Annotated in this window: 18 protein-coding genes; 11 read left to right on the plus strand and 7 right to left on the minus strand. The window is 67.6% G+C overall.

Going from position 1 to position 19,763, the window contains the following annotated elements; translation table 11 throughout:
* Positions 1-124: 124 nt before the first annotated feature.
* From murD to WCE59_RS04870, 5 genes are all read right to left on the minus strand, one after another.
* On the minus strand, positions 125-1,537 hold the full coding sequence (murD, locus tag WCE59_RS04850; RefSeq protein WP_343257587.1) for a UDP-N-acetylmuramoyl-L-alanine--D-glutamate ligase: 1,413 nt from the start codon (positions 1,535-1,537) through the stop codon (positions 125-127).
* A complete protein-coding gene (gene murL / locus WCE59_RS04855; protein WP_449284112.1) occupies positions 1,512-2,870 on the minus strand; it encodes a UDP-N-acetyl-alpha-D-muramoyl-L-alanyl-L-glutamate epimerase in 1,359 nt (452 codons plus the stop codon). Before murL ends, murD begins: the two co-directional genes overlap by 26 nt.
* Positions 2,871-2,875: 5 nt before the next feature.
* Positions 2,876-5,476: a bifunctional aspartate kinase/diaminopimelate decarboxylase gene (locus tag WCE59_RS04860; RefSeq protein ID WP_343257590.1), complete on the minus strand. Its 2,601-nt coding sequence runs from the start codon at positions 5,474-5,476 to the stop codon at positions 2,876-2,878.
* 90 nt (positions 5,477-5,566) lie between these two features.
* Positions 5,567-7,261, minus strand: coding sequence for an amidohydrolase (locus WCE59_RS04865; RefSeq protein ID WP_343257591.1), 1,695 nt, complete (start codon positions 7,259-7,261; stop codon positions 5,567-5,569).
* An 84-nt stretch (positions 7,262-7,345) separates the two neighbouring features.
* Positions 7,346-7,780, minus strand: a complete 435-nt coding sequence (locus WCE59_RS04870) for an OsmC family protein (protein WP_343257592.1) — start codon at positions 7,778-7,780, stop codon at positions 7,346-7,348.
* A 220-nt stretch (positions 7,781-8,000) separates the two neighbouring features.
* Between WCE59_RS04870 and WCE59_RS04875 the strand changes: the two genes are divergently transcribed.
* From WCE59_RS04875 to WCE59_RS04885, 3 genes are all read left to right on the plus strand, one after another.
* Positions 8,001-8,390 (plus strand): HU family DNA-binding protein, encoded by a 390-nt coding sequence (locus WCE59_RS04875; protein WP_343257684.1) that lies wholly within the window; start codon positions 8,001-8,003, stop codon positions 8,388-8,390.
* A 113-nt stretch (positions 8,391-8,503) separates the two neighbouring features.
* On the plus strand, positions 8,504-9,118 hold the full coding sequence (locus tag WCE59_RS04880; RefSeq protein ID WP_343257593.1) for a M23 family metallopeptidase: 615 nt from the start codon (positions 8,504-8,506) through the stop codon (positions 9,116-9,118).
* 37 nt (positions 9,119-9,155) lie between these two features.
* A complete protein-coding gene (locus WCE59_RS04885) occupies positions 9,156-9,587 on the plus strand; it encodes a hypothetical protein (RefSeq protein ID WP_343257594.1) in 432 nt (143 codons plus the stop codon).
* Between the two features lie 24 nt (positions 9,588-9,611).
* Here WCE59_RS04885 and WCE59_RS04890 read toward each other — a convergent pair whose 3' ends face one another.
* Complete coding sequence (locus WCE59_RS04890) at positions 9,612-10,112, minus strand: SET domain-containing protein (RefSeq protein ID WP_343257595.1); 501 nt, start codon at positions 10,110-10,112, stop codon at positions 9,612-9,614.
* Between the two features lie 181 nt (positions 10,113-10,293).
* Here WCE59_RS04890 and WCE59_RS04895 point away from each other — a divergent pair, with 181 nt between their 5' ends.
* The 8 genes from WCE59_RS04895 (at position 10,294) to WCE59_RS04930 (ending at position 18,986) form a co-directional block, all read left to right on the plus strand.
* Entirely contained in the window at positions 10,294-10,770 is a 477-nt protein-coding gene (locus WCE59_RS04895; RefSeq protein ID WP_343257596.1) for an SUF system Fe-S cluster assembly regulator, read from the plus strand.
* 14 nt (positions 10,771-10,784) lie between these two features.
* A complete protein-coding gene (sufB, locus tag WCE59_RS04900; RefSeq protein WP_343257597.1) occupies positions 10,785-12,260 on the plus strand; it encodes a Fe-S cluster assembly protein SufB in 1,476 nt (491 codons plus the stop codon).
* A gap of 90 nt (positions 12,261-12,350) precedes the next feature.
* Positions 12,351-13,112 (plus strand): Fe-S cluster assembly ATPase SufC, encoded by a 762-nt coding sequence (gene sufC / locus WCE59_RS04905; RefSeq protein WP_343257598.1) that lies wholly within the window; start codon positions 12,351-12,353, stop codon positions 13,110-13,112.
* Complete coding sequence (gene sufD / locus WCE59_RS04910) at positions 13,109-14,359, plus strand: Fe-S cluster assembly protein SufD (protein WP_343257599.1); 1,251 nt, start codon at positions 13,109-13,111, stop codon at positions 14,357-14,359. The genes sufC and sufD overlap by 4 nt, the downstream gene beginning before the upstream one ends.
* Entirely contained in the window at positions 14,356-15,618 is a 1,263-nt protein-coding gene (locus WCE59_RS04915) for a cysteine desulfurase (RefSeq protein ID WP_343257600.1), read from the plus strand. Before sufD ends, WCE59_RS04915 begins: the two co-directional genes overlap by 4 nt.
* A 2-nt stretch (positions 15,619-15,620) precedes the next feature.
* Positions 15,621-16,166 carry a GNAT family N-acetyltransferase gene (locus WCE59_RS04920; RefSeq protein WP_343257601.1) on the plus strand — a complete coding sequence of 182 codons (546 nt, stop codon included), beginning with the start codon at positions 15,621-15,623 and terminating at the stop codon, positions 16,164-16,166.
* Positions 16,167-16,206: 40 nt separating this feature from the next.
* Complete coding sequence (locus WCE59_RS04925) at positions 16,207-16,536, plus strand: non-heme iron oxygenase ferredoxin subunit (protein ID WP_343257602.1); 330 nt, start codon at positions 16,207-16,209, stop codon at positions 16,534-16,536.
* A gap of 194 nt (positions 16,537-16,730) precedes the next feature.
* Positions 16,731-18,986, plus strand: coding sequence for a TonB-dependent receptor domain-containing protein (locus tag WCE59_RS04930; protein ID WP_343257603.1), 2,256 nt, complete (start codon positions 16,731-16,733; stop codon positions 18,984-18,986).
* Here WCE59_RS04930 and WCE59_RS04935 read toward each other — a convergent pair.
* Entirely contained in the window at positions 18,966-19,595 is a 630-nt protein-coding gene (locus WCE59_RS04935) for a HutD/Ves family protein (protein WP_343257604.1), read from the minus strand. The two genes, WCE59_RS04930 and WCE59_RS04935, sit on opposite strands and share 21 nt — an antisense overlap.
* Positions 19,596-19,763: the final 168 nt, after the last annotated feature.

Genomic DNA, 19,763 nt, shown 5'->3' on the forward strand with positions numbered 1-19,763 from the left:
CGGGGACGTAGCCCCGACCTACCGGAGGCACGCGGTTAAGCGGTGCCGACGTGCGAAATCCGCTTGCCGTAGGGCGGGGCTACGCCCCCGACGTGCCTTCCGCGCCCTCACACGCCCGGCCTGATCAGGCGATACCGAGGCCAGGAATCGCGGCGATGGCGTCCGGATCAAAGCCGGCTAGCGCGGCGAAGTGCCGGCCGCGCGCGGTGTAATCGCGATAGGGCCCGAAGCTGGGCGCGCCCGGCGACAGCAGCACGACGCCTCCGCCCTCACCCACCGCCCCGCCAAGCAGCCGGCGCGCCGCGTCGACCGCCGCCGGCAGATCAGCCGCGGCCTCAAGCCGCATCCCGGTCCGTGCGGCCAGCGGCTCCAGCACGCTGTGGATGCGTGGACCGTTGGCACCCATGGTCACCGCTGCCCAAGGTGGATGCGAAGCAATCGAATCGGCGAACCCGCTCCAATCCAGCCCGCGGTCATGGCCGCCCAGCAGGATGGCCACGCGCGCATCGCGATACACCTCAAGCGCCGCCAGGCTCGCCGCCGGGGTGGTGCTGATGGAATCGTTGACCCAGCGCAGCCCTGCCTGCTCCCCAAGCGGCTGCAGCCGGTGCGGCAGCGGCACGAACTCCCGCGCATGCCCCGCCAGCGGTGCCGCATCCAGTCCAAACGCCTCGATCGCGGCCAGCGCCGCACACAGATTGATGCGGTTATGGCGACCCGGCAGCGGCACGTCCGCTGCATCCAGCACCGCCAGGTCACCGCGATACACCACCTGATCGCGAAGATGCCAACCCGATTCATGGTTGAACCAGATGACCTTGCTGTCCGGCAGTTCCAGCTCGGACAGCCGCGGATCGGCCGCATTGAGCACGGCATGACGGGGGCGGGCCGCCGTCACCAGGGCCAGCTTGTCCTGTACGTAGCGCTCTTCGCTGCCGTGCCAGTCCAGGTGTTCCGGGAAGATGTTGCTCACCACCGCAACCTCAGGACGCGCGCCCGAGGCGGCCACGTCGCCGGTCTGGAAGCTGGACAGCTCCAGCACCCAGGCCTCGGCCTGGCCGTGCAGCAGCTCCAGCATCGGCATGCCGATATTGCCGGCCAGCGCAGTGCGCACTCCTGCCGCACGCAGCAGATGGGCCAGCATCGCGCTGATGGTGCTCTTGCCCTTGGTGCCGGTGACGCAGATGGTGCGCGCATCGGGCCGCGCCGCAAACCACAGCGCGGTGCCGCCGACGAAACGGGTGCCGCGCGCCTGGGCTTCCAGCAGCTCGGGCCGATAGGCGCTGATGCCGGGCGACTTCACCACCAGGTCGAAGGCGGCCAGCCGTTCGGCCGAAACCACGGTTTCCACCGCCAGCCCGGTATCGGCGACGCTGACCTGCGCGGCCTCTTCGGGCGAGCAGAACAGGGTCAGCGAAGCCGGGCCATCGGCCAGCTCGCGCAGCGCAGCATGAGCGGCCTGGGCCTCCCGGCCCCAGCCCCACAGGGCCACGCGCTGCCCGGCGAGCCGGTCAATCGCCGGGGGCGAAGCGTTCATGCAGACGCTCCCACAGCTGGGCCGGGATCTGGTGCTCATCGCCAGGCACCAGCAGCGGCGCAATGGTGGGCACATCACCCTGCAGCTGCGGCGCGATCACCTTCGCAAAACGCTTCACCACCGCATCCTCGCGCCACTCGGGGCGGGCGGCCAGCGCAGCCATCGCCGCCCGCGACTCGCGCGCTTCGCCCACGCATTCAAACGGCTTGTGGTCGCGGAATTCCATCAGCGCGTCGTAGCCCGGGATCTGCTCTTCGTCATCAAGCAGGTTGCGCCCGAAGATCGCCACCAGCCGCGGTTTGGGCATGAACGGCGCCAGCGCCAGGAACACGAAGTGGCACTTCGGGCACACCCCGCACCAGCGGTTCACCGGACGCTCGCCGAGCAGGTGGAAGTTGCGGTTGCAGCTGGAAAAATGCGCGTCGTAGCGGTTGGACTGGGCAAACTGCCGCGCCACCGCCAGTTCGCTCAGCGGCCGCAGCAGCGAGTAGTAATGCAGGTCCGCGGCCACGGTGACCCGCAGGTGCTCGCCGAAGGCGCGCTCGAACGCCCAGCCTTTGGACCACTGGTGGTTCACCTCGCCCGTCCCTTCGATCAGGCTGCCGTAGCTGGCCGAGCGCTCGTTGGAAAACACCACTTGATCCACGCCCAGCACGATCGCGGCAAAGGCGAGGATCGCCGAGTTGATCGCGGTCACCGGGATATGCCCGTTCCAGGCGCCCAGGCGGTTGTATTCGAACAATTCCGGGGCCAGCTGGCGGCCGATGTTGAGCGTGGCCAGTCCGGTATGCGCGGCGCAGGCGCGGATCAGCTGCGAGCCGCCGATCCACGACACCGTCTGCTCCACGTCCAGCGCCCGCAATGCCTCAATCGAGACCAGCGAATCCTTGCCGCCGCCGATCGCCACCAGCGCGTGCTTGCGCAGGCCCAGCGTCGGGGCCGCCGCCGCCGGCGCGGCATCGTGCGGGAAGCGGATGCGCCCATGCAGGTCCAGCCCGTTGCGATAGGCGAACTCGCCCAGGCCGTGCAGGTAGATCTCATCCATCAGCCCGGCGGTGGCCGCATCGATCGCGTAGCTATCGATGCGGATGTCACCGGGCACCGCGGCCTTGTAATAGCTGACCCCGGCAATCAGGTGCAGCAGCTGCAATGCCTGTTGTGCAGCGGCAGCGCGCGCTTCATCCAGTTCGAATGGTGCACCCGGCAGGGTGATCTTTTCGATCAGCTCTGGGCCATCGTCAAAGCCATACACCAGCTCGGCCAGGCCGGTGGCCGGATCGAAACCGCAGCGCACGAAACGGAACGTGCGCACCGCGTCACGCGAAAACTCCACCGCGCTCACTTGATGATCTCCACGCGCGGCAGTTCGCGCAGGTTATAGGTGTTGGACATGACCATGCCGTAGGCGCCGGTATCGGCCACCAGCAGCACGTCGCCGGGCGCCGTGGCCGCGGGCAGCGGACGGCCGGTGCCAAGTACGTCGCCGGTTTCGCAGATCGGACCAACCACGTCGAAATCGACCACGTCGGTGTCGTCCAGCCGGCTCAGGTTGTGGATGTCGTGCCAGGCCTCGTACAGCGCCGGACGCATCAGCGCGTTCATGCCGGCATCGCCGCCGACCCGGCGCACGCCGTGCTTTTCGACCACCTGGGTGGTGGTCAGCAGCAGCACGCCGCATTCGGCCACCAGATAGCGGCCCGGCTCGATCGCGATGCGGTAGCCCGGATAGGCTGCTTTGACCTCGGCAATGCCCGCGCTCCACGCATCCAGATCGAACGGTTCATCCTCGGCGCGGTAGGGAATCGGCAGACCGCCACCGATGTCGATGGTGTCGATGCTGCCAATGCGATTGGCAATGCCGCCCAGCTCGTCGCACACCGAGCGCCAGTGTTCGGGGGTGTCCACGCCGCTGCCCAGGTGTGCATGCAGGCCGTCGATGCGAATATCCAGCTGTCGCGCGGCCTGCGTGAACTCTTCGATGCGCCCGACCGGCAGCCCGAATTTCGACGCCACGCCGCCGGTCTTGACCTTGGCGTGGTGGCCTTCGCCCCGGCCCAGGTCCACCCGCAGCCACAGCTTGCGGCCGCGAAACACATCCGGCCAGCGCCGCAGCGCTTCCACGTTGTCCAGGGTCACGATGGCGCCCAGCTCGAACGCGGCCGCGTATTCGTCGATCGGCGCGAAGCTCGGGGTGAACAGCAGGCGCCCGGCTTCCAGCCCGGGCACCGATACGCGCGCGTGGCGCAGCTCGGCCAGCGACACGCATTCCAGGCCAAAACCCTCTTCGGCCAGCGCATTGAGAATCTCCGGGTGCGGGTTGGCTTTGATCGCGTAGAAGCGGCGGTCCACCGGCTCCATCGCCGCCAGCGCGCGGGCACGGGCACGCACCGTGGGCAGGTGATGCACGTAGGCGGGCGTGCCTTCAGCGGCCAGCTCCAGCAGTTGCTCCCGCTCGGCGTGCCACCACGGCGTGCCGCGCACCCGCGCCGTGCCGGACAGTTCGTTCCAGCGCGGGCCGAACACGCCCTGCTCGTGCGCCGGCATCGCACCGCTGGCAATCAGCTGCGCGTGCAGGGTGGCCAGCATGCCTTCGGCGTCGGCCTCGTCGATCACGAAGGTCAGGTTGAGATCGTTGGACGACTGCGAGATCAGGTGCACCCGTTCCTGGCCGAAGGTGGCCCAGATATCGGACAGCTTGTGCAGCAGCGAGCGCATGCCGCGCCCGACCAATGTGATCGAAGCGCACGGCGCGATCACCTTGACCCGGCAGCACTTCGCCAGGTCTTCCGACAGCCGCGACAGCACGTCGGTGCTGACCAGGTTCTCGCTTGAATCCAGCGACACGGTGACGTTGGTTTCCGACGAGCCGAGCAGGTCCACCGACAGCCCATGTTCGCGAAAGATGTCGAACACGTCGGCCAGGAACCCGACCTGCTGCCACATGCCCACCGTTTCCATCGACACCAGCACGATGCCGCCGCGGCGGCTGATTGCCTTGACCCCGGGCACGCTGCCGGCGCCATCGTCGATCACCGTGCCAGGCAGGTCCGGGCGCGCGGTATCCAGGATCGCCAGCGGCACCCCGGCCTCGCGGCACGGGCCCAGCGCGCGCGGATGCAGCACCCGTGCGCCGGTGGTGGTGATTTCCTGGGCCTCGGCGTAGTCGAGTCTTTGCAGCAGGCGCGCATCCGGCACTTCGCGGGGATTGGCACTGAACATGCCCGGCACGTCGGTCCAGATCTCCACCCGCTCGGCGCGCAGCCGGCCGCCGAACAGTGCGGCGGAAGTGTCCGATCCGCTGCGCCCGAACAATGCGGTGCCGCCGTCTTCATGACGGGCGATGAAGCCCTGGGTCAGCAGCAGCGGCGCATCGGACTGGGCGGCGAAATTCCGGCGCCACTCGTCACCCGCCTCGCGCCGGCCGGTGGCGGCCATCCGCGCGGTCCATTCGGTCTGGTTGGGCAGCCGCTGTGCCTGCAGCCAGTCGCGCGCGTCCAGCCAGCCGCAATCCAGCTCCTGTGTACGCAGGTACGCCGCCCCGAGGGTCGACGACAGCAGCTCGCCCTGGGCCAGCACTTCGGCCTGCCAGTCCAGCGTGCGATCGGCGGCGCGGGCATCAGTTGCCAGCGCCTGCAGCGTTGCCAGGCGCCCTGCCAGCACCTGGTCCGCATCCAGCCCGAGTTCGGCGGCGAAATCGCGATGCAGCTGCGCCAGCCGCTCGAAGCCCGGCTGCGCTTCCGCAGCGCCGTCGACGATTTCCTGCAGCGCATTGGTCACCCCGGCCAGGGCCGACACCACGACCAGCGCGCGCGCCTGGTGCAGCTGCGCGCGCTCGGCGGCCAACCGGCCAATGGTGTCCCAGCGCTCACGCTTGGAGACGCTGGTGCCTCCGAACTTGAGGACGATCCAGCGGGCGTTCGACGGTGCGTTCTGAGGCATTGGCAGCGAGATTCCGGGCGAGACAGACAGGTGTAACCAAGCATTGTAGGGCGGCTGCATGCCAGCCGCCCAACCCGTTCCCGGTGCGGATCAATCCGCGCTGTAGACCGCCTCTCCGTCCACCCACGTGGAGCGGATGGTCAGGTCGGCCAGGGTCTGACCGGGAACCTGCAGCGGATCTTCGGCCAGCACCACGAAGTCGGCGCGCAGGCCCGGCGCAAGCCTTCCGGTCTCACCCTCGCTGCGGGTCGCCCAGGCGGATCCTGCGGTGAAGCCGTGCAGGGCTTCACCGGCGCTGAGCTTCTGGTCCGGCAGCCAGCCGCCCGGCGGCTGGCCATCGCGGTCCTGGCGGGTCACCGCCGCGTACAGCCCGAGCCGCGGATCAGCCGATTCAACCGGGAAATCCGAGCCCAGCGCCAGGCGTCCGCCCGCCTCCAGGAACCGGCGCCAGGCATAGGCGCCCTCGAGCCGCTCTTCACCCACGCGATCGCCCGCCCAGGGCATGTCCGACGTTGCATGGGTCGGCTGCATCGAGGCGATCACGCCCATTTCGGCGAAGCGCGGAATGTCTTCGACCGCCATGATCTGGGCGTGCTCCACGCGCCAGCGGTGATCCGAGTCCACCGCATCGCCCAGCACGTCGGCATAGGTATCCAGCACCGTGCGGTTGCCGCGGTCGCCAATCGCATGCGTGGTCACCTGCACGCCGCACTCGCGGGCGCGGCGCACGATGCCGGCATAGACCTCGGGCGCGTAGGCCAGCAGGCCGTGGTTTCCGGCTTCGTCGCTGTATTCCTCCAGCAGTGCCGCGCCGCGACTGCCCAGGGCGCCGTCGATGAACAGCTTGATCCCGTGCATGCGCAGGCGACCGCCGTCGTGGGTGTAGAGGCCGTTGGCACACAGGTCTGCAAGTGCATCACCATCACCGGCGGCGAAGGCTGCAATGCGCAGCGGCAGCCGTCCTTCATCGGCGAAGCGGCGGAACAGGGCCAGGTCGTCACGCGAGACACCCATGTCGTGCACGCCGGTCAGCCCGACTGCCACGGCCGCGGCCAGCGCGCGTTCCAGCGCCTGCTCACGCAGCGCTTCGTCCTGCTCGGGGATGACGCGCTCAACCAGCCGGCGCGCGCCGCCGCCGACGAACACGCCGGTGGCCTGATCGCCATCGCGCACGATCCGGCTGCCCTGCGGGTTCCAGTCGCCGGCAAACGATTGCGCATCTTCATGCGCCTGGGCGCGGCGCATCGCCTCCGAGTTGCCCCAACCCGCGTGGCCATCCACCCGCACCAGCCACACCGGCCGATCCGGAAATGCTTCGTCCAGATCCGCAGCGGTGGGGAACTCGCGCTCCGGCCACAGGTTCTGGTCCCAGCCGCGCCCCAGCACCCAGCTGTCCTCGGGCAGGTCCTGTGCATAGGCCTGCAGGCGCGCGATCACTTCGGCCTTGCTGTCGACACCGGCAAGGTCGGCCCACATCAGCGAAAAGCCAAAGTTCAGCAGATGCCCATGCGCATCGATCAGTCCCGGCACGATCGTGGTACCGCCCATGTCCCTCACTTCGGCACGCGGCCATTCGCGCTGCAGGTCGGCCGCGCTGCCGACGGCCAGGATCCGGCCCTCGCCATCCCACACCATGGCTTCGGCGACCGGCCGGGTTGGATCGGACGTGTGGATGCGATCTGCGGTCAGCAGCCGCACTCCATCCACATCATTGGAAACAGCTTCGGTGCGGGCACAGCCCTGTACAAGCAGGCCGGCCAGCACTAGCGGAAGCAGACGACGCATGCAGAAACTCCCATCCCCGTAAACGGTCGTCACTATGCATGCCGCCCGACGGGCCCGCAAACGTCGTTGCCTGCGCTGCCGGCCTCAGCCGGTCAGCTCCGCCTCCAGGGTGACCGGCACCGCGCTGAGCGCCCTCGACACCGGACAATTCTGCTTGGCGTCCTCGGCAATCGCGCGGAACTTCGCCTCCTCGATCCCCGGCACCCTGGCTTTGGTGAACAACCGGATCGCGCTCAGCGAAGGGCCTCCGTCCGTGGACAGATCGACCTCGGCACGGCTGTCCACGGAATCTGCCGGATGGCCCGCCTCGGCCAGGGCATTCGCGAGCGCCATGGTGAAACAGCCCGCGTGTGCCGCGGCGATGAGCTCTTCCGGGTTGGTGCCCTTGCCATCGGCAAAGCGGCTGTTGAATCCGTACGGGGTGTCCTGCATCAGCCCGCTGGTGGGCGTGCTGATACTGCCCCGCCCTGATTTGAGGTCACCTTCCCAGCGTGCAGTTGCCTTGCGTGAAATACCCATGGGCATGCTCCAGTTGAAGAAGCGCCAGCCTATGGTCACGGCCGTTAAGATCATGCAGGCCTACCCCGCCTCGGGCGAAATCGCCACCCGCAGCGGCCATCCAGCGCGTAAAAAACGCGGTTTTTTGCAGTTTCCTATTGGCCTCGGCCATTTCTTGTCCTACATTCCAACTGCCGATGCGATCGGCCAGACCACTCCACCTCCATACGGAAAAGGAAACATGGCGAAGACAGCAGTGAAGAAGGCGACCAAGAAGGCCGCTGTAAAGAAGGCGACCGCCAAGGCCGCTGCTCCCAAGGCGATCAAGGAGTCGCTGACCAAAGCCGGCCTGATTTCCCATCTCGCCGAGAGCACCGATCTCGCGGCAAAGGATGTGCGCGCTGTCCTGGCCGCTCTGGATGACACCATCGCCGGCTCGCTGAGCAAGCGCGGCGTGGGTTCGTTCACCCTGCCCGGCATGCTCAAGATCACCGCGACCAAGGTGGCGGCCAAGCCCAAGCGCAAGGGCATCAACCCGTTCACCAAGGAAGAGCAGGTGTTTGCCGCCAAGCCGGCCTCGGTGAAGGTCAAGGTGCGCCCGCTGAAGAAGCTGAAAGACGCGGCTTCCTGATTGATCCGCTCCGGGGCGTTTGCCCCGCGATGCTGAAAGGCCGGTTCCAGGGGGAGCCGGCCTTTTTTGTTTCCCGACAGTGCGTTCATTGCCGTTGATCCATTGTGCAGGCGATGTTGGATGCGAATCCCCCGCCACCACCGACCCGCAGGAACTATGCAGCTGCAGCCCGGGCCCTCGTCGTCTGGGCCATTGCGCTGATAGCGGGTGCCTATCTGGCGGGCTGGGCATGGCAGCAGCCGTTCATGGACAAGCCGAAGATGAGCTGGCAGCTGGCCCGCATGCCTCCGCCGGACACGCTGTTCATGCCGGTTCGCAACGTGCAGGCCGCGCGCATCGCCGACACCTTTGGTGCCCCGCGGGGTGCGGATCGCCGGCACGAGGGCGTCGACATCTTTGCGCCGCGCGGCACCGATGTCCTCAGCGTCACGCCCGGCATCGTTACCGCCATTCGCGACACGGGGCTGGGCGGTCGCCAGGTATGGGTGCTCGGCCCGGCCAACCAGCGTCACTACTACGCCCATCTGGACGACTGGGATCCAGAGCTTGCCGTGGGCGATGTGGTCCTGCCCGGCACCGTGCTGGGCAGCGTGGGCGACACCGGCAATGCGCGGGGCACCCCGCCGCACCTGCACTACGGCGTATATGGGGCCGACGGCGCATATGATCCGCTGCCGCTGCTGCTGGCAGCTGTCGCCAGGCTGGAGCAGCCGGACGCTGCGCGTTAGCATCGGGCGCACACCACAGGGGCCAGGCGGAATTTCCATGGGCAAGCGGTTCTGGATCTGCAGCGCAATAGTCGGCATGGCCGCGCTGGTACTTGGCCTGCTCGTTCACGGCCTGCTGCTGCGCGGCGACTACATCGCCCACGCCGAGCTCTATCGAAGCCAGGCCGATGCCAACGCGCGGTTCGGCTGGATCCTCCTGGCCTATGCGCTCATTGGCCTGTCGATGACCTGGCTCTACTACCGCCTGCACGACAGCGTCGAAGTGCGGCTGCAGCAGGGCCTGGCGTTCGGGCTGGCCATTGGTCTGGTGTCATTCGTGCCCTGGCACCTGCTGGTCCACGTGGCCCAGCCGCTGCCGCTGTCCATGATGCTGCGCCAGTCCGTGCTGGATCTGGTGGCCGCTGGCCTGCTGGGCATGCTGCTGGCCTGGCTGCGCCCGCACCGTCGCGAGCTCACCCTGCCGGACTGACCCCTGGCAGCGCGGCCCCGCGGATCAGGATGCCGCGCGTCGCCGCTTGGGCTGCAGCATGGTGCCGGTGCAGTTGTCGGCCCCGCAGCGGCAGGCCCAGAGTTTTTTCAGCTTCGGCGTGTGTCGCTCATCCAGCACGATGCCGTAGTTGTAGGTCAGCTCCTCGCCCTCGGCGATATCTCGGATCGCCTCGATGAACACCTTGTCCTTGTGTGAGCGACCCTTGTCGTCTTCCTCCACCACCGCTTCGCAATTGGGGTCGCAGCTGTGGTTGATCCAGCGCGCCACGTTGGAGTTGTGGTTGCCGTCGATCACGTAGTCATCGTTGACGGTGAACAGGAACGTGTGACCGTTTTCCTCCAGCCCACCGTATTCCTCGTCGACTTCATCGTGGCTGCGCAGGTCGCCCTTGTAGCGGATGATGCGCTCGCCGGCGGCGATATCCGCGGTCGCGAAGACGCCGTTGCCATGGATCGGCGACAGGCGGGCCTCGATTTTACTTTCCTTCTTCTTTTTCTTGGGCATCGGCTGCGGCTTGAGGGATCGGCCGACTATTGTGGCCAACAGCGGGCTGGGATGCGACAGGCTCCGGGAGCATGCGGCTGCACACCTGGCTGAACATCGTCAGCGCCGGACAGCTGGCGGCATTTGAGCCGCGCAGTCTGAAAGAGTACAATTTCGGTCCTCTTTGGAATTTCTCCCCCGCATGCTTCGCGTTACCCGCCTGACCGACTACGCCACCGTGGTACTGACCGCGCTCGCCGCCGAGCCGGAAACCGTGCTGAGCGCGGCCGGGCTGGCCGATCGTGCAGGCCTGGAAGCACCCACAGTGAGCAAAGTGCTCAAGCCGCTGGCCCAGGCCGGGCTGGTTGAAGGCTTCCGCGGCGCCCATGGCGGCTACCGGCTGACCCGTCCGCCAGGCGACATCACCCTGCTTGAGATCGTCGAGGCCATGGAAGGCCCGATCGCAATGACCGAATGCAGTCTCGACCAACACGTGTGCGGCATTGCCAGCCAGTGCGGCGTGCGCGCCAACTGGCGCCGCATCAACGATGTGGTCGCCGCGGCGCTACGCGACGTCAGCCTGGCGCAGATGTTTGCCGACGCACCCGTGTCTGCAGACGCTCCTCCCCCACCCCCGTCCGGGGCCAGGCGCATCGACGCCCGCCTCGCCGGCAACTGAAATACAGGCAGCCTATGGCCACCCAGATCATCGAACCCGTATTGGAAGAAGAGCGCCCCAACGCGCTGGTCCACGAGCAGCTTGGCCGCAAGTATTCGGCCGGCTTCGTCACCGACATCGAGTCCGAGTCGCTCCCGCCGGGGCTGGACGAGGACACCATCCGCGCCCTTTCCGCCAAGAAGGAAGAGCCTGAGTGGATGCTTGAATGGCGCCTGGCCGCCTACCGCCATTGGCTGACCATGCCGGTGCCCAAGTGGGCCAGGCTCAACATCGAGCCGATCGATCTCCAGTCGCTGAGCTACTTCTCCGCGCCCAAGGGCCCCAAGTACAAATCCCTGGACGAGGTGCCGCAGGAGCTGCTGGACACCTACGACAAGCTCGGCGTGCCGCTGCATGAGCGCGCCAAGCTGGCCGGCGTCGCGGTGGACGCGGTGTTCGATTCGGTGTCGGTCGGCACCACGTTCCAGAAGGAACTCAAGGAAGCCGGGGTGATCTTCTGCTCCATGTCCGAGGCGGTGCGCGATCACCCCGAGCTGGTAAAGCAGTACCTGGGCACCGTTGTGCCGGTGGGTGACAACTACTTTGCCGCGCTGAACTCTGCGGTGTTTTCCGACGGCAGCTTCGTGTACATCCCCAAGGGCGTGCGCTGCCCGATGGAGCTGAGCACCTACTTCCGCATCAACGCCAGCCACACCGGCCAGTTCGAGCGCACCCTGATCATCTGCGAGGACAAGGGCCACGTGTCCTACCTTGAGGGCTGCACCGCGCCGATGCGCGATGACAACCAGCTGCACGCGGCGGTGGTCGAGCTGGTGGCGCTGGAAGACGCGGAGATCAAGTACTCCACGGTGCAGAACTGGTACCCCGGCGACGAGAACGGCGTGGGTGGCATCTACAACTTCGTGACCAAGCGCGCCGAGTGTCGCGGTGCGCGTTCGAAGGTGACCTGGACCCAGGTGGAAACCGGCTCGGCGATCACCTGGAAGTACCCGTCCTGCGTGCTGCTGGGCGACGACTCGGTGGGCGAGTTCTACTCGGTCGCCCTCACCCACCACCGCCAGCAGGCCGACACCGGCACCAAGATGGTCCACGTCGGCAAGCGCACCAAATCCAAGATCATCAGCAAGGGCATCAGCGCCGGGCGCGGGCAGAACACCTATCGCGGCCTGGTCAAGATGGACCGCAACGCCGAGGGCGCGCGCAACTTCACCGAGTGCGACTCGCTGCTGATCGGCAAGAAGTGCGGCGCGCACACCTTCCCCTACATCGAGGTCAAGAATCCGACCGCGACCGTCGAGCACGAGGCCACCACCTCCAAGATCAGCGACGACCAGCTGTTCTACTGCCGCTCGCGCGGGATCTCGGAAGAAGACGCGATCAGCCTGATCGTCGACGGCTTCTGCAAAACGGTCTTCCGCGAGCTGCCGATGGAATTCGCGATCGAGGCCAAGGCGCTGCTCGATATCTCGCTGGAAGGCAGCGTCGGCTGACCGTCGCAGCAACCCTATTCGGAAGCGGGCCCTGCCCGTTTGCACAGGAAAAACCAACCGGCGGGCTCCCCGCCTTACGGGAAACACATCATGCTCAAGATTGAAAACCTCCACGCCAGCATCAACGGGCGCGAAATCCTCAAGGGCCTGACCCTGGACCTGCAGCCGGGCAAGGTGCACGCCATCATGGGCCCCAACGGGGCCGGCAAGTCCACGCTGGGCAACATCCTCGCCGGCCGCGACGGCTACGAGATCACCGAAGGCACCGTCGAGTTCGACGGCAAGCCGCTGCTCGAGCTGGAGCCTGAGGAGCGCGCCGCCGCCGGCCTGTTCCTGGCATTCCAGTACCCGGTGGAAATCCCCGGGGTGAACAACACCTACTTCCTGCGCAGTTCGCTCAACGCCCAGCGCAAGGCGCGCGGCGAGGAGGAACTGGATTCCATGGAGTTCCTCAAGCTGGTGCGCGAAAAGCTGTCCGTGCTGCATCTGGACGACAAGCTGCTGCATCGCGGCGTCAACGAGGGCTTCTCGGGCGGTGAGAAAAAGCGCAACGAGATCTTCCAGATGGCCGTGCTTGAACCGAAGCTGGCGATCCTGGACGAGACCGATTCTGGCCTGGACATCGACGCCCTGCGCCACGTGGCCGAAGGCGTGAACGCCCTGCGTTCGCCGGACCGTGCGTTCCTGGTCATCACCCACTACCAGCGCCTGCTGGAATACATCAAGCCCGACGTGGTGCACGTGCTGGCCGACGGCCGCATTGTCGAAAGCGGCGGACCGGAGCTGGCCGAGCAGCTGGAAGAGCACGGCTATGCCTGGGTCAAGGACCGCATTTCCCCGGAGGCAGCATGAGTACCCTGCTCCAGTCGCTGGCCAGCGGCTTCGAAGGCGACGCCGCCCGCCGCTCCGCGCTTGACGCGGCGCTGGGCGATGGCCTGCCCGGCCCCCGCAGCGAAGCGTGGAAGTACACCCCGCTGCGCGCGCTTGAGCGCCGCGAGTTCGCGCTCTCCCGGGACGTGGTGGAGGTTGATCCGTCGCTGCTGGCGGGCATTGCCGCGCCTCGGCTGGTGTTCGTCAACGGTCGCCTCTCCGAATCGCTGTCGGATCGCACCGGTCTGGACGAAGCGATTGAAGTGCTCACCGATGCCCCGACCGGCAGCGATGACACACGCTATGCGGATCGCGACGCGGTTTTCGCACGCCTGGTGACCAGCCTGGCCAAGCAGGGCGTGCAGGTCCGGGTGCCGGCCGGCGTCCGGGTGGCCCAGCCGCTGCAGCTGGTATTCGTCGGCGCACCGCAGGACGGGGCCGAGCTGGCCTGGCATCTGCGCCACCGCATCGACGTTGGCAAAGGCGCCCGCCTGGCTGTCGCCGAGCACCACATCGCCGCCGGCGCACACCGTCATCTGGACAACGCGCTGATGGAAATCAGCCTGGGTGCCAATGCCGAGCTGGAGCACGCACGCGTCCAGTCGGGCGCCGACGGCGCCACCGCATTTCTGCGCACCGAAGCCGAGCTGGCCGAATCGTCCCACTACCGTCGCGTCGACGTGGAGCTGGGCGGCGCGCTGTCGCGCCACGAGCTCAACGTGCGCCTGACCGGCGAAGAGGCCCGCCTGGACGCCAACGGCGTGCTGCTGGCCGCGGGACGCCGCCATCTGGATACCCGCCTTGCCATCGACCACGTTGCAGGCAACACCTCCTGCGGCCTGCTGTGGCGTGGCATCGGCACCGGCCGCGGCCGCGTGGTGTTCCACGGCGGCATCACCATCGAGGCCGGCGCTGACGGCACCGATGCCCGGCTGTCCAACAAGAACCTGCTGCTGTCGCCCGATGCCGAGATCGATACCCTGCCGGTGCTGGTGATCCACGCCGACGAAGTGGAAGCCGCCCACGGCGCCACCGTCGGCCAGCTGGACGAATCCTCGCTGTTCTACATGCGCTCACGCGGCCTGTCCGAGCGCGAGGCGCGGGTGCTTCTGACCCAGGCCTTCACCCGCGAGCCGCTGTCCGCGGTGCAGGACCCGGCCCTGCGCGAGGCGATGGACGCCCGCCTGATCGCCACCCTGGAAACCGTTTCCGGCGTGACGGGCGGATGAGCGTCCGCGCGCAAGGGGCCGACGCCCCGGGAGGAGCGGCCCCGGCAGTGGACTGGGAACGCATTCGCGCGGACTTCCCGCTGTTGCAGCGCCAGGTACACGGCAAGCCGCTGGTGTACCTGGACAGCGCCAACACCGCGCAGAAGCCGGCCCCCGTGATCGAGGCGGTGGACCGGTTCTACCGTCACCAGAACGCCAACGTCAGCCGCGCCGTGCACCAGCTCGGCAGCGAGGCCACCGAGGCCTATGAGGGCGCGCGTGCCAAGCTCGCCCGCTTCATCAATGCCCGCCCCGCGGACCTGGTGCTGTGCAGCGGAACCACGTTCGCCATCAACCTGGTGGCGTATTCCTGGGCCCTGCCGCAACTCAGGCCCGGCGACACCATCCTGGTCTCGCGCATGGAGCACCACGCCAACATCGTGCCCTGGCAGCTGGTGGCTGAGCGCACCGGGGCCAGCATCCGCGTAGCCGAAATCAAACCTGACGGCAGCCTGGACCTGGACGCCCTGTACGCAGCCATGACCCCGGACGTGAAGCTGCTGGCGGTCACCCATGTCTCCAACCTGCTCGGCACCGTCAACCCGGTGCGCGACATCTGCCGCGAAGCCCGCAAGCGGGGCATCGCCACGCTGGTGGACGGCTCGCAGGCGCTGCCGCATCGGGCGGTGGATGTCACCGCGATCGGCTGCGATTTCTACGTATTCACCGGCCACAAGATGTGCGGGCCCACCGGTACCGGCGCATTGTGGGCGCGTCGCGAACACCTCGAGGCGATGCCGCCGTTCATCGGTGGCGGCGAGATGATCAAGGAGGTCAGCTTCGACGGCACCGTGTTCAACGATGCTCCGCACCGCTTTGAAGCGGGCACGCCCAACATCGCCGGCTTCGTTGGCCTGGGCGCGGCGGTGGATTACCTCGACGGCATCGGCATGGGCCATATCGAAGCGCGCGAAGCCGAGCTGCTGGCGCACCTGACCGAAGAGATGGACCGCATCGAAGGCGTGCGCATCATCGGCCGCGCGCCGGAGAAGGCCGCGGTGGTGTCATTCCTGGTGGATGGCGCCCACGCCCACGACCTGGCCACGCTGCTGGACCTGGAAGGCATCGCGGTGCGCTCGGGCCAGCACTGCGCCCATCCGCTGCTGCAGTACTTCGGAGTCGCTGCCACCTGCCGCGCGTCGCTGGCGTTCTACAACACGCATGCGGAAATCGAAGCGTTCGTTGCCGGGCTGCACAAGGTCCGCAAGCTGCTCGGCTGACCGTGACCAGACTGGAATTCAGGCCGGCGACGGCTGCCGACATCGATGCCATCGTCGCCCTGGTGACCTCGGCGTATCGGGGCGATGCCAGCCGCGCCGGGTGGACCACCGAGGCCGACCTGCTCGATGGCCCGCGCATCGACCCGGAGGTGCTGCGCGCCGACATCGAGCGCCCGCACAGCATCGTGCTGCTGGCCTCCTCCGACGCGTCCGCCGACGCGCTGCTGGCCTGCGCCCACGTGGCGGTGGAGGACGGCGCGGGTTACTTCGGCATGTTCGCGGTCCAACCCGGCCAGCAGGGCGCGGGCACCGGCAGGGCCATGCTTGACGCGTGCGAACGCATCGCCACTGACACCTGGGGCATGGACACGATGCGCATGACGGTGATCACCCAGCGCGCGGAACTCATCGCCTGGTACGAACGCCGCGGCTATCGCCGCACCGGCGTCTTCAAGCCCTTCCCCTACGGTGACGAACGCTTCGGCATCCCCAAGCGCGACGACCTGCGCTTCGAGGTCCTTGAAAAGCCAACCACGTCGGCCGCGTAGGGCCGACCTACGACAAGCACGCACCGAGACGATGAACCACATGGAAAACGAAGGCTGGATCCGCGTCTGCGCAACCTCCGAACTGCTGCCCGGCGAGATGCAGGTGGCATGGGACGGCGACACCCCGATCCTGGTGTTCAACCGCGACGGCGACCTGTATGCGCTGGAAGACCGCTGCAGCCACGAGGACTTCGAGCTGTCGGCGGGTGAATTCGACCCGGCTACCGGCACCATCGAATGCGTCCTGCATGGGGCGAAGTTTGACGTCAGTGATGGCCGCGCCCTGTGCGCGCCGGCCTACGCGCCGGCGGTGAAGTTCCCGGTGAAAGTCCACGACGACGCCGTCTGGACCCGCGACGACCGCCACTGACTCCTCGCAAGCGCGCACGACGCGCTCCCGCGAATATTGCTGAACCCTATTGAAACAATAACCATTCTCATTACAATTCTCATTGTTGTGCCGGGCCGGGTGCCCGGCATTCCACTATTCCGCCCGCCTTCATGCCTGGCAGCCGCCGCCAGCCCAGGTTGAAGCGCGCACGTTCATGAACCTGGAGTTGTCTGATGTCCCCACGTAACACCCGCCTGTCTGCGGCCCCGCGGCGCAACCTGCTTGCCCTCACCATTGCCCTGGCCTTCGCCGCCCCCGCTGCGGCGGACACCGGCGCACGCGATCCGGTCAATTTCGACGCCGTGGTGGTGACCGCCTCGGGCTTCGAGCAGAAGATCACCGACGCTCCGGCGAGCATCAGCGTGATCAGCCGCGAGGAGCTTGAGCGCAAGCAGTACGCCAACCTGGCCCAGGCCCTTGGCGACGTGGAAGGCGTGGACATCAACCAGGGCACCGGCAAGACCGGCGGCCTGAACATCAGCATCCGCGGCATGCCCAGCGCCTACACCCTGGTGCTGGTGGACGGCCGCCGCCAGAACAACGGCGGCGACATCACCCCGAACGGGTTTGGCGAAACCGCCAACAGCTTCATGCCGCCGCTGGCGGCCATCGAGCGCATCGAGGTGATCCGCGGGCCGATGTCGACCCTGTATGGATCGGACGCCGTCGGCGGCGTGGTCAACATCATCACCCGCCGCGTGGCCGACGCCTGGATGGGCTCGGTGGGCCTGAACCACGCCTTCCAGGAAAACACCGGCTACGGCGCCTCCACCGGCGCCAACGTGTACGTGGCCGGCCCGCTGGCCGCCGACCGCCTGGGCCTGGCCATCCGCGGCAGCATCAGCGAGCGCGGCGCTTCGGACCTGAGCTTCGATGACGGCTCGGTGGTCAGCCGCCGCGGCGCCGCCGCTGTGGAAGGGCGCAACACCAACTGGGGCGCACGCCTGACCCTGACCCCCAACGACCTGCACGAGGTGTCGTTGGATATCGAGCAGGGCCGGCAGGTGTACGAGAACGGCGACTGCCAGCTCGGCACCCTGGATGGCTGGGGCGGCAACGCCGTGGCCGGCTGCACCACGCCGGACGACAGCGCCGCCGGCTACTCCGACGAGCTGCGTTTCAACCGCGAACAGGCGGTGCTGGCCCACCGCGGCACGATCGGCTTCAGCCTGTGGGAAAGCGCCCTGACCTGGAAGAGCACCGAAACCACCGGCCGCACCATCCCCGGCACCATCGACCTGGCGTGGACCAACTTCCCCGGCATCGTCGGCGGCGCGCCGCGCAAGCTGGAATCGGAAGACCTGATCCTGGACACGCGCCTGGTGACGCCGCTGGGCGAAAGCCACACGCTGAGCGTGGGCGGACAGTACATCGACGCGCAGGTGGAGGACGGCATCGCCGCCGAGCGCTTCGAGCGCAGCTCGTGGGCGATCTTTGTCGAGGACGAATGGCGCATCGTCGATTCGGTGGGCCTGACCTTCGGCGGCCGCTACGAGGACCATGATGCATTCGGCGGCCACTTCAGCCCGCGCGTGTACCTGACCTGGGCGGCCAGCGATGCCTGGACCGTGAAGGGCGGCGTCAGCCGCGGCTACCGCACCCCCAGCGTCAACGACCTGCACGACGGCATCAACGGGGCCACCGGCCAGGGTCGCACCATCACCATCGGCAGCCCGCACCTGAAACCGGAAACCAGCCGCAACCACGAGATCGGTTTCTACTACGACGGCGGCCAGGGCTTCAACGCCAACCTGACCCTGTTCCATACCGAATTCGAAGACATGATCAGCTCCGGCACCCCGGTGGCGAACTGCTGGGCGGCCAGCGGCCAGAACCTGCCGGGCTGCCTGGACATGGGCAGCGGCTTCACCCAGGACAGTTTCTCCCAGAGCACCAACGTGGGCGAAGCCACCAGCCGCGGCGCCGAGCTGGCCGCACGCTGGCACTTCACCGACACCTGGTCGGTGGGCGGCAACTGGACCTGGGCCGACACCGAGCAGAAGAGCGGTGCCGACCGCGGCGCGCCGTTCACCAACCAGGCCCGCAACTCGGCCAACGCCAGCCTGGACTGGGAGACCACCGATGACCTCAGCCTGTGGCTGCGCGCCGAGTACCGCAGCGAGCGCGACCGCTTCACCAGTCTCTACGAGAACCTGAGCGCGTCCGACAGGGCCATCGTGGACGGCCTGGGCCAGCTGAGCTCCTACACCCAGTTCCACCTGGGCGGATCATGGCGCGCATCGGAGAACGTGACCCTCAACGCCACCATCTACAACCTGTTGGACAAGGATTTCCTGGACGGCGACTACTACGTGACCAATACCGGGGACACCAGCTGGGGCTCGCACTACGCCCAGATCGGCCGTTCGGTCACCGGCACCCTGCAGGAAGGCCGGCGCCTGTGGCTGTCAGTCAACGTCGGCTTCTGAACCGGCCGGGCTCGGGCTCAATCGAGGACGCAGGCGCATGGCGATCAGTTCGCCACCGCCTTCGAGCATGAACCGGCTCCGCTGCGAGGACGCCAGCACCGCGGCATCTCCCTGCTCCAGTGCTGGCAGCCCGCTGGCCTGATCGAAGCGGCCCTGGCCTGCCAGCAGGAACAGGAGCCAGCCTTCTGCCGGATCGGCGAAAAACAGCATCGGCCCAACCAGGGGCCGATGCCAGACATCGACTTCCACCAGATCGCGTTGCCACATCAGGTTCAGCGCCACGACCCGTCCGTCGATGGGCTCGCCGGTCACCGGCTCGCCGCCGTCATAGCGTGCCCGCCCATGCGGCGGCAGCAGCTCTTCCGCTCGGCCGTCGCCAAACCGCAGCCGCAGCCCTTCGCCTTCCACCAGCACCTGTTCCCGGGCGACCCCCGGGAACAGCGACCAGGGCGCGGCCTGTTCGATCTCCGCCAGCGACAGCCGCCACAGCCAGTCGCTGTCATCCGGCCAGGCCGCGATTGCCCGGGTCCAGCCGAGGCCATTGCGCCAGCGCTCGCGGCGATGCGTATATGCCGGCAGCACCTGGGGTTTGGACGGAAGGACCATCATCTGCACAGTCTATCCACTGCCTGCTGCCCGACGACCCTGTCCGCGCCTTCCCGCAGAAAAGGCACCGCCCATGCACAGCAGGGTGGGCACGGGCGGCTCTACATCCATGTAACGGCATCCTGCCGGTCCTCGAGGGCTCCCTGCCCCCGTCTTCCGGGAGCACGCGGC

The organism is Luteimonas qiangzhengi (genome assembly GCF_039548515.1).
Taxonomy (GTDB): domain Bacteria; phylum Pseudomonadota; class Gammaproteobacteria; order Xanthomonadales; family Xanthomonadaceae; genus Luteimonas.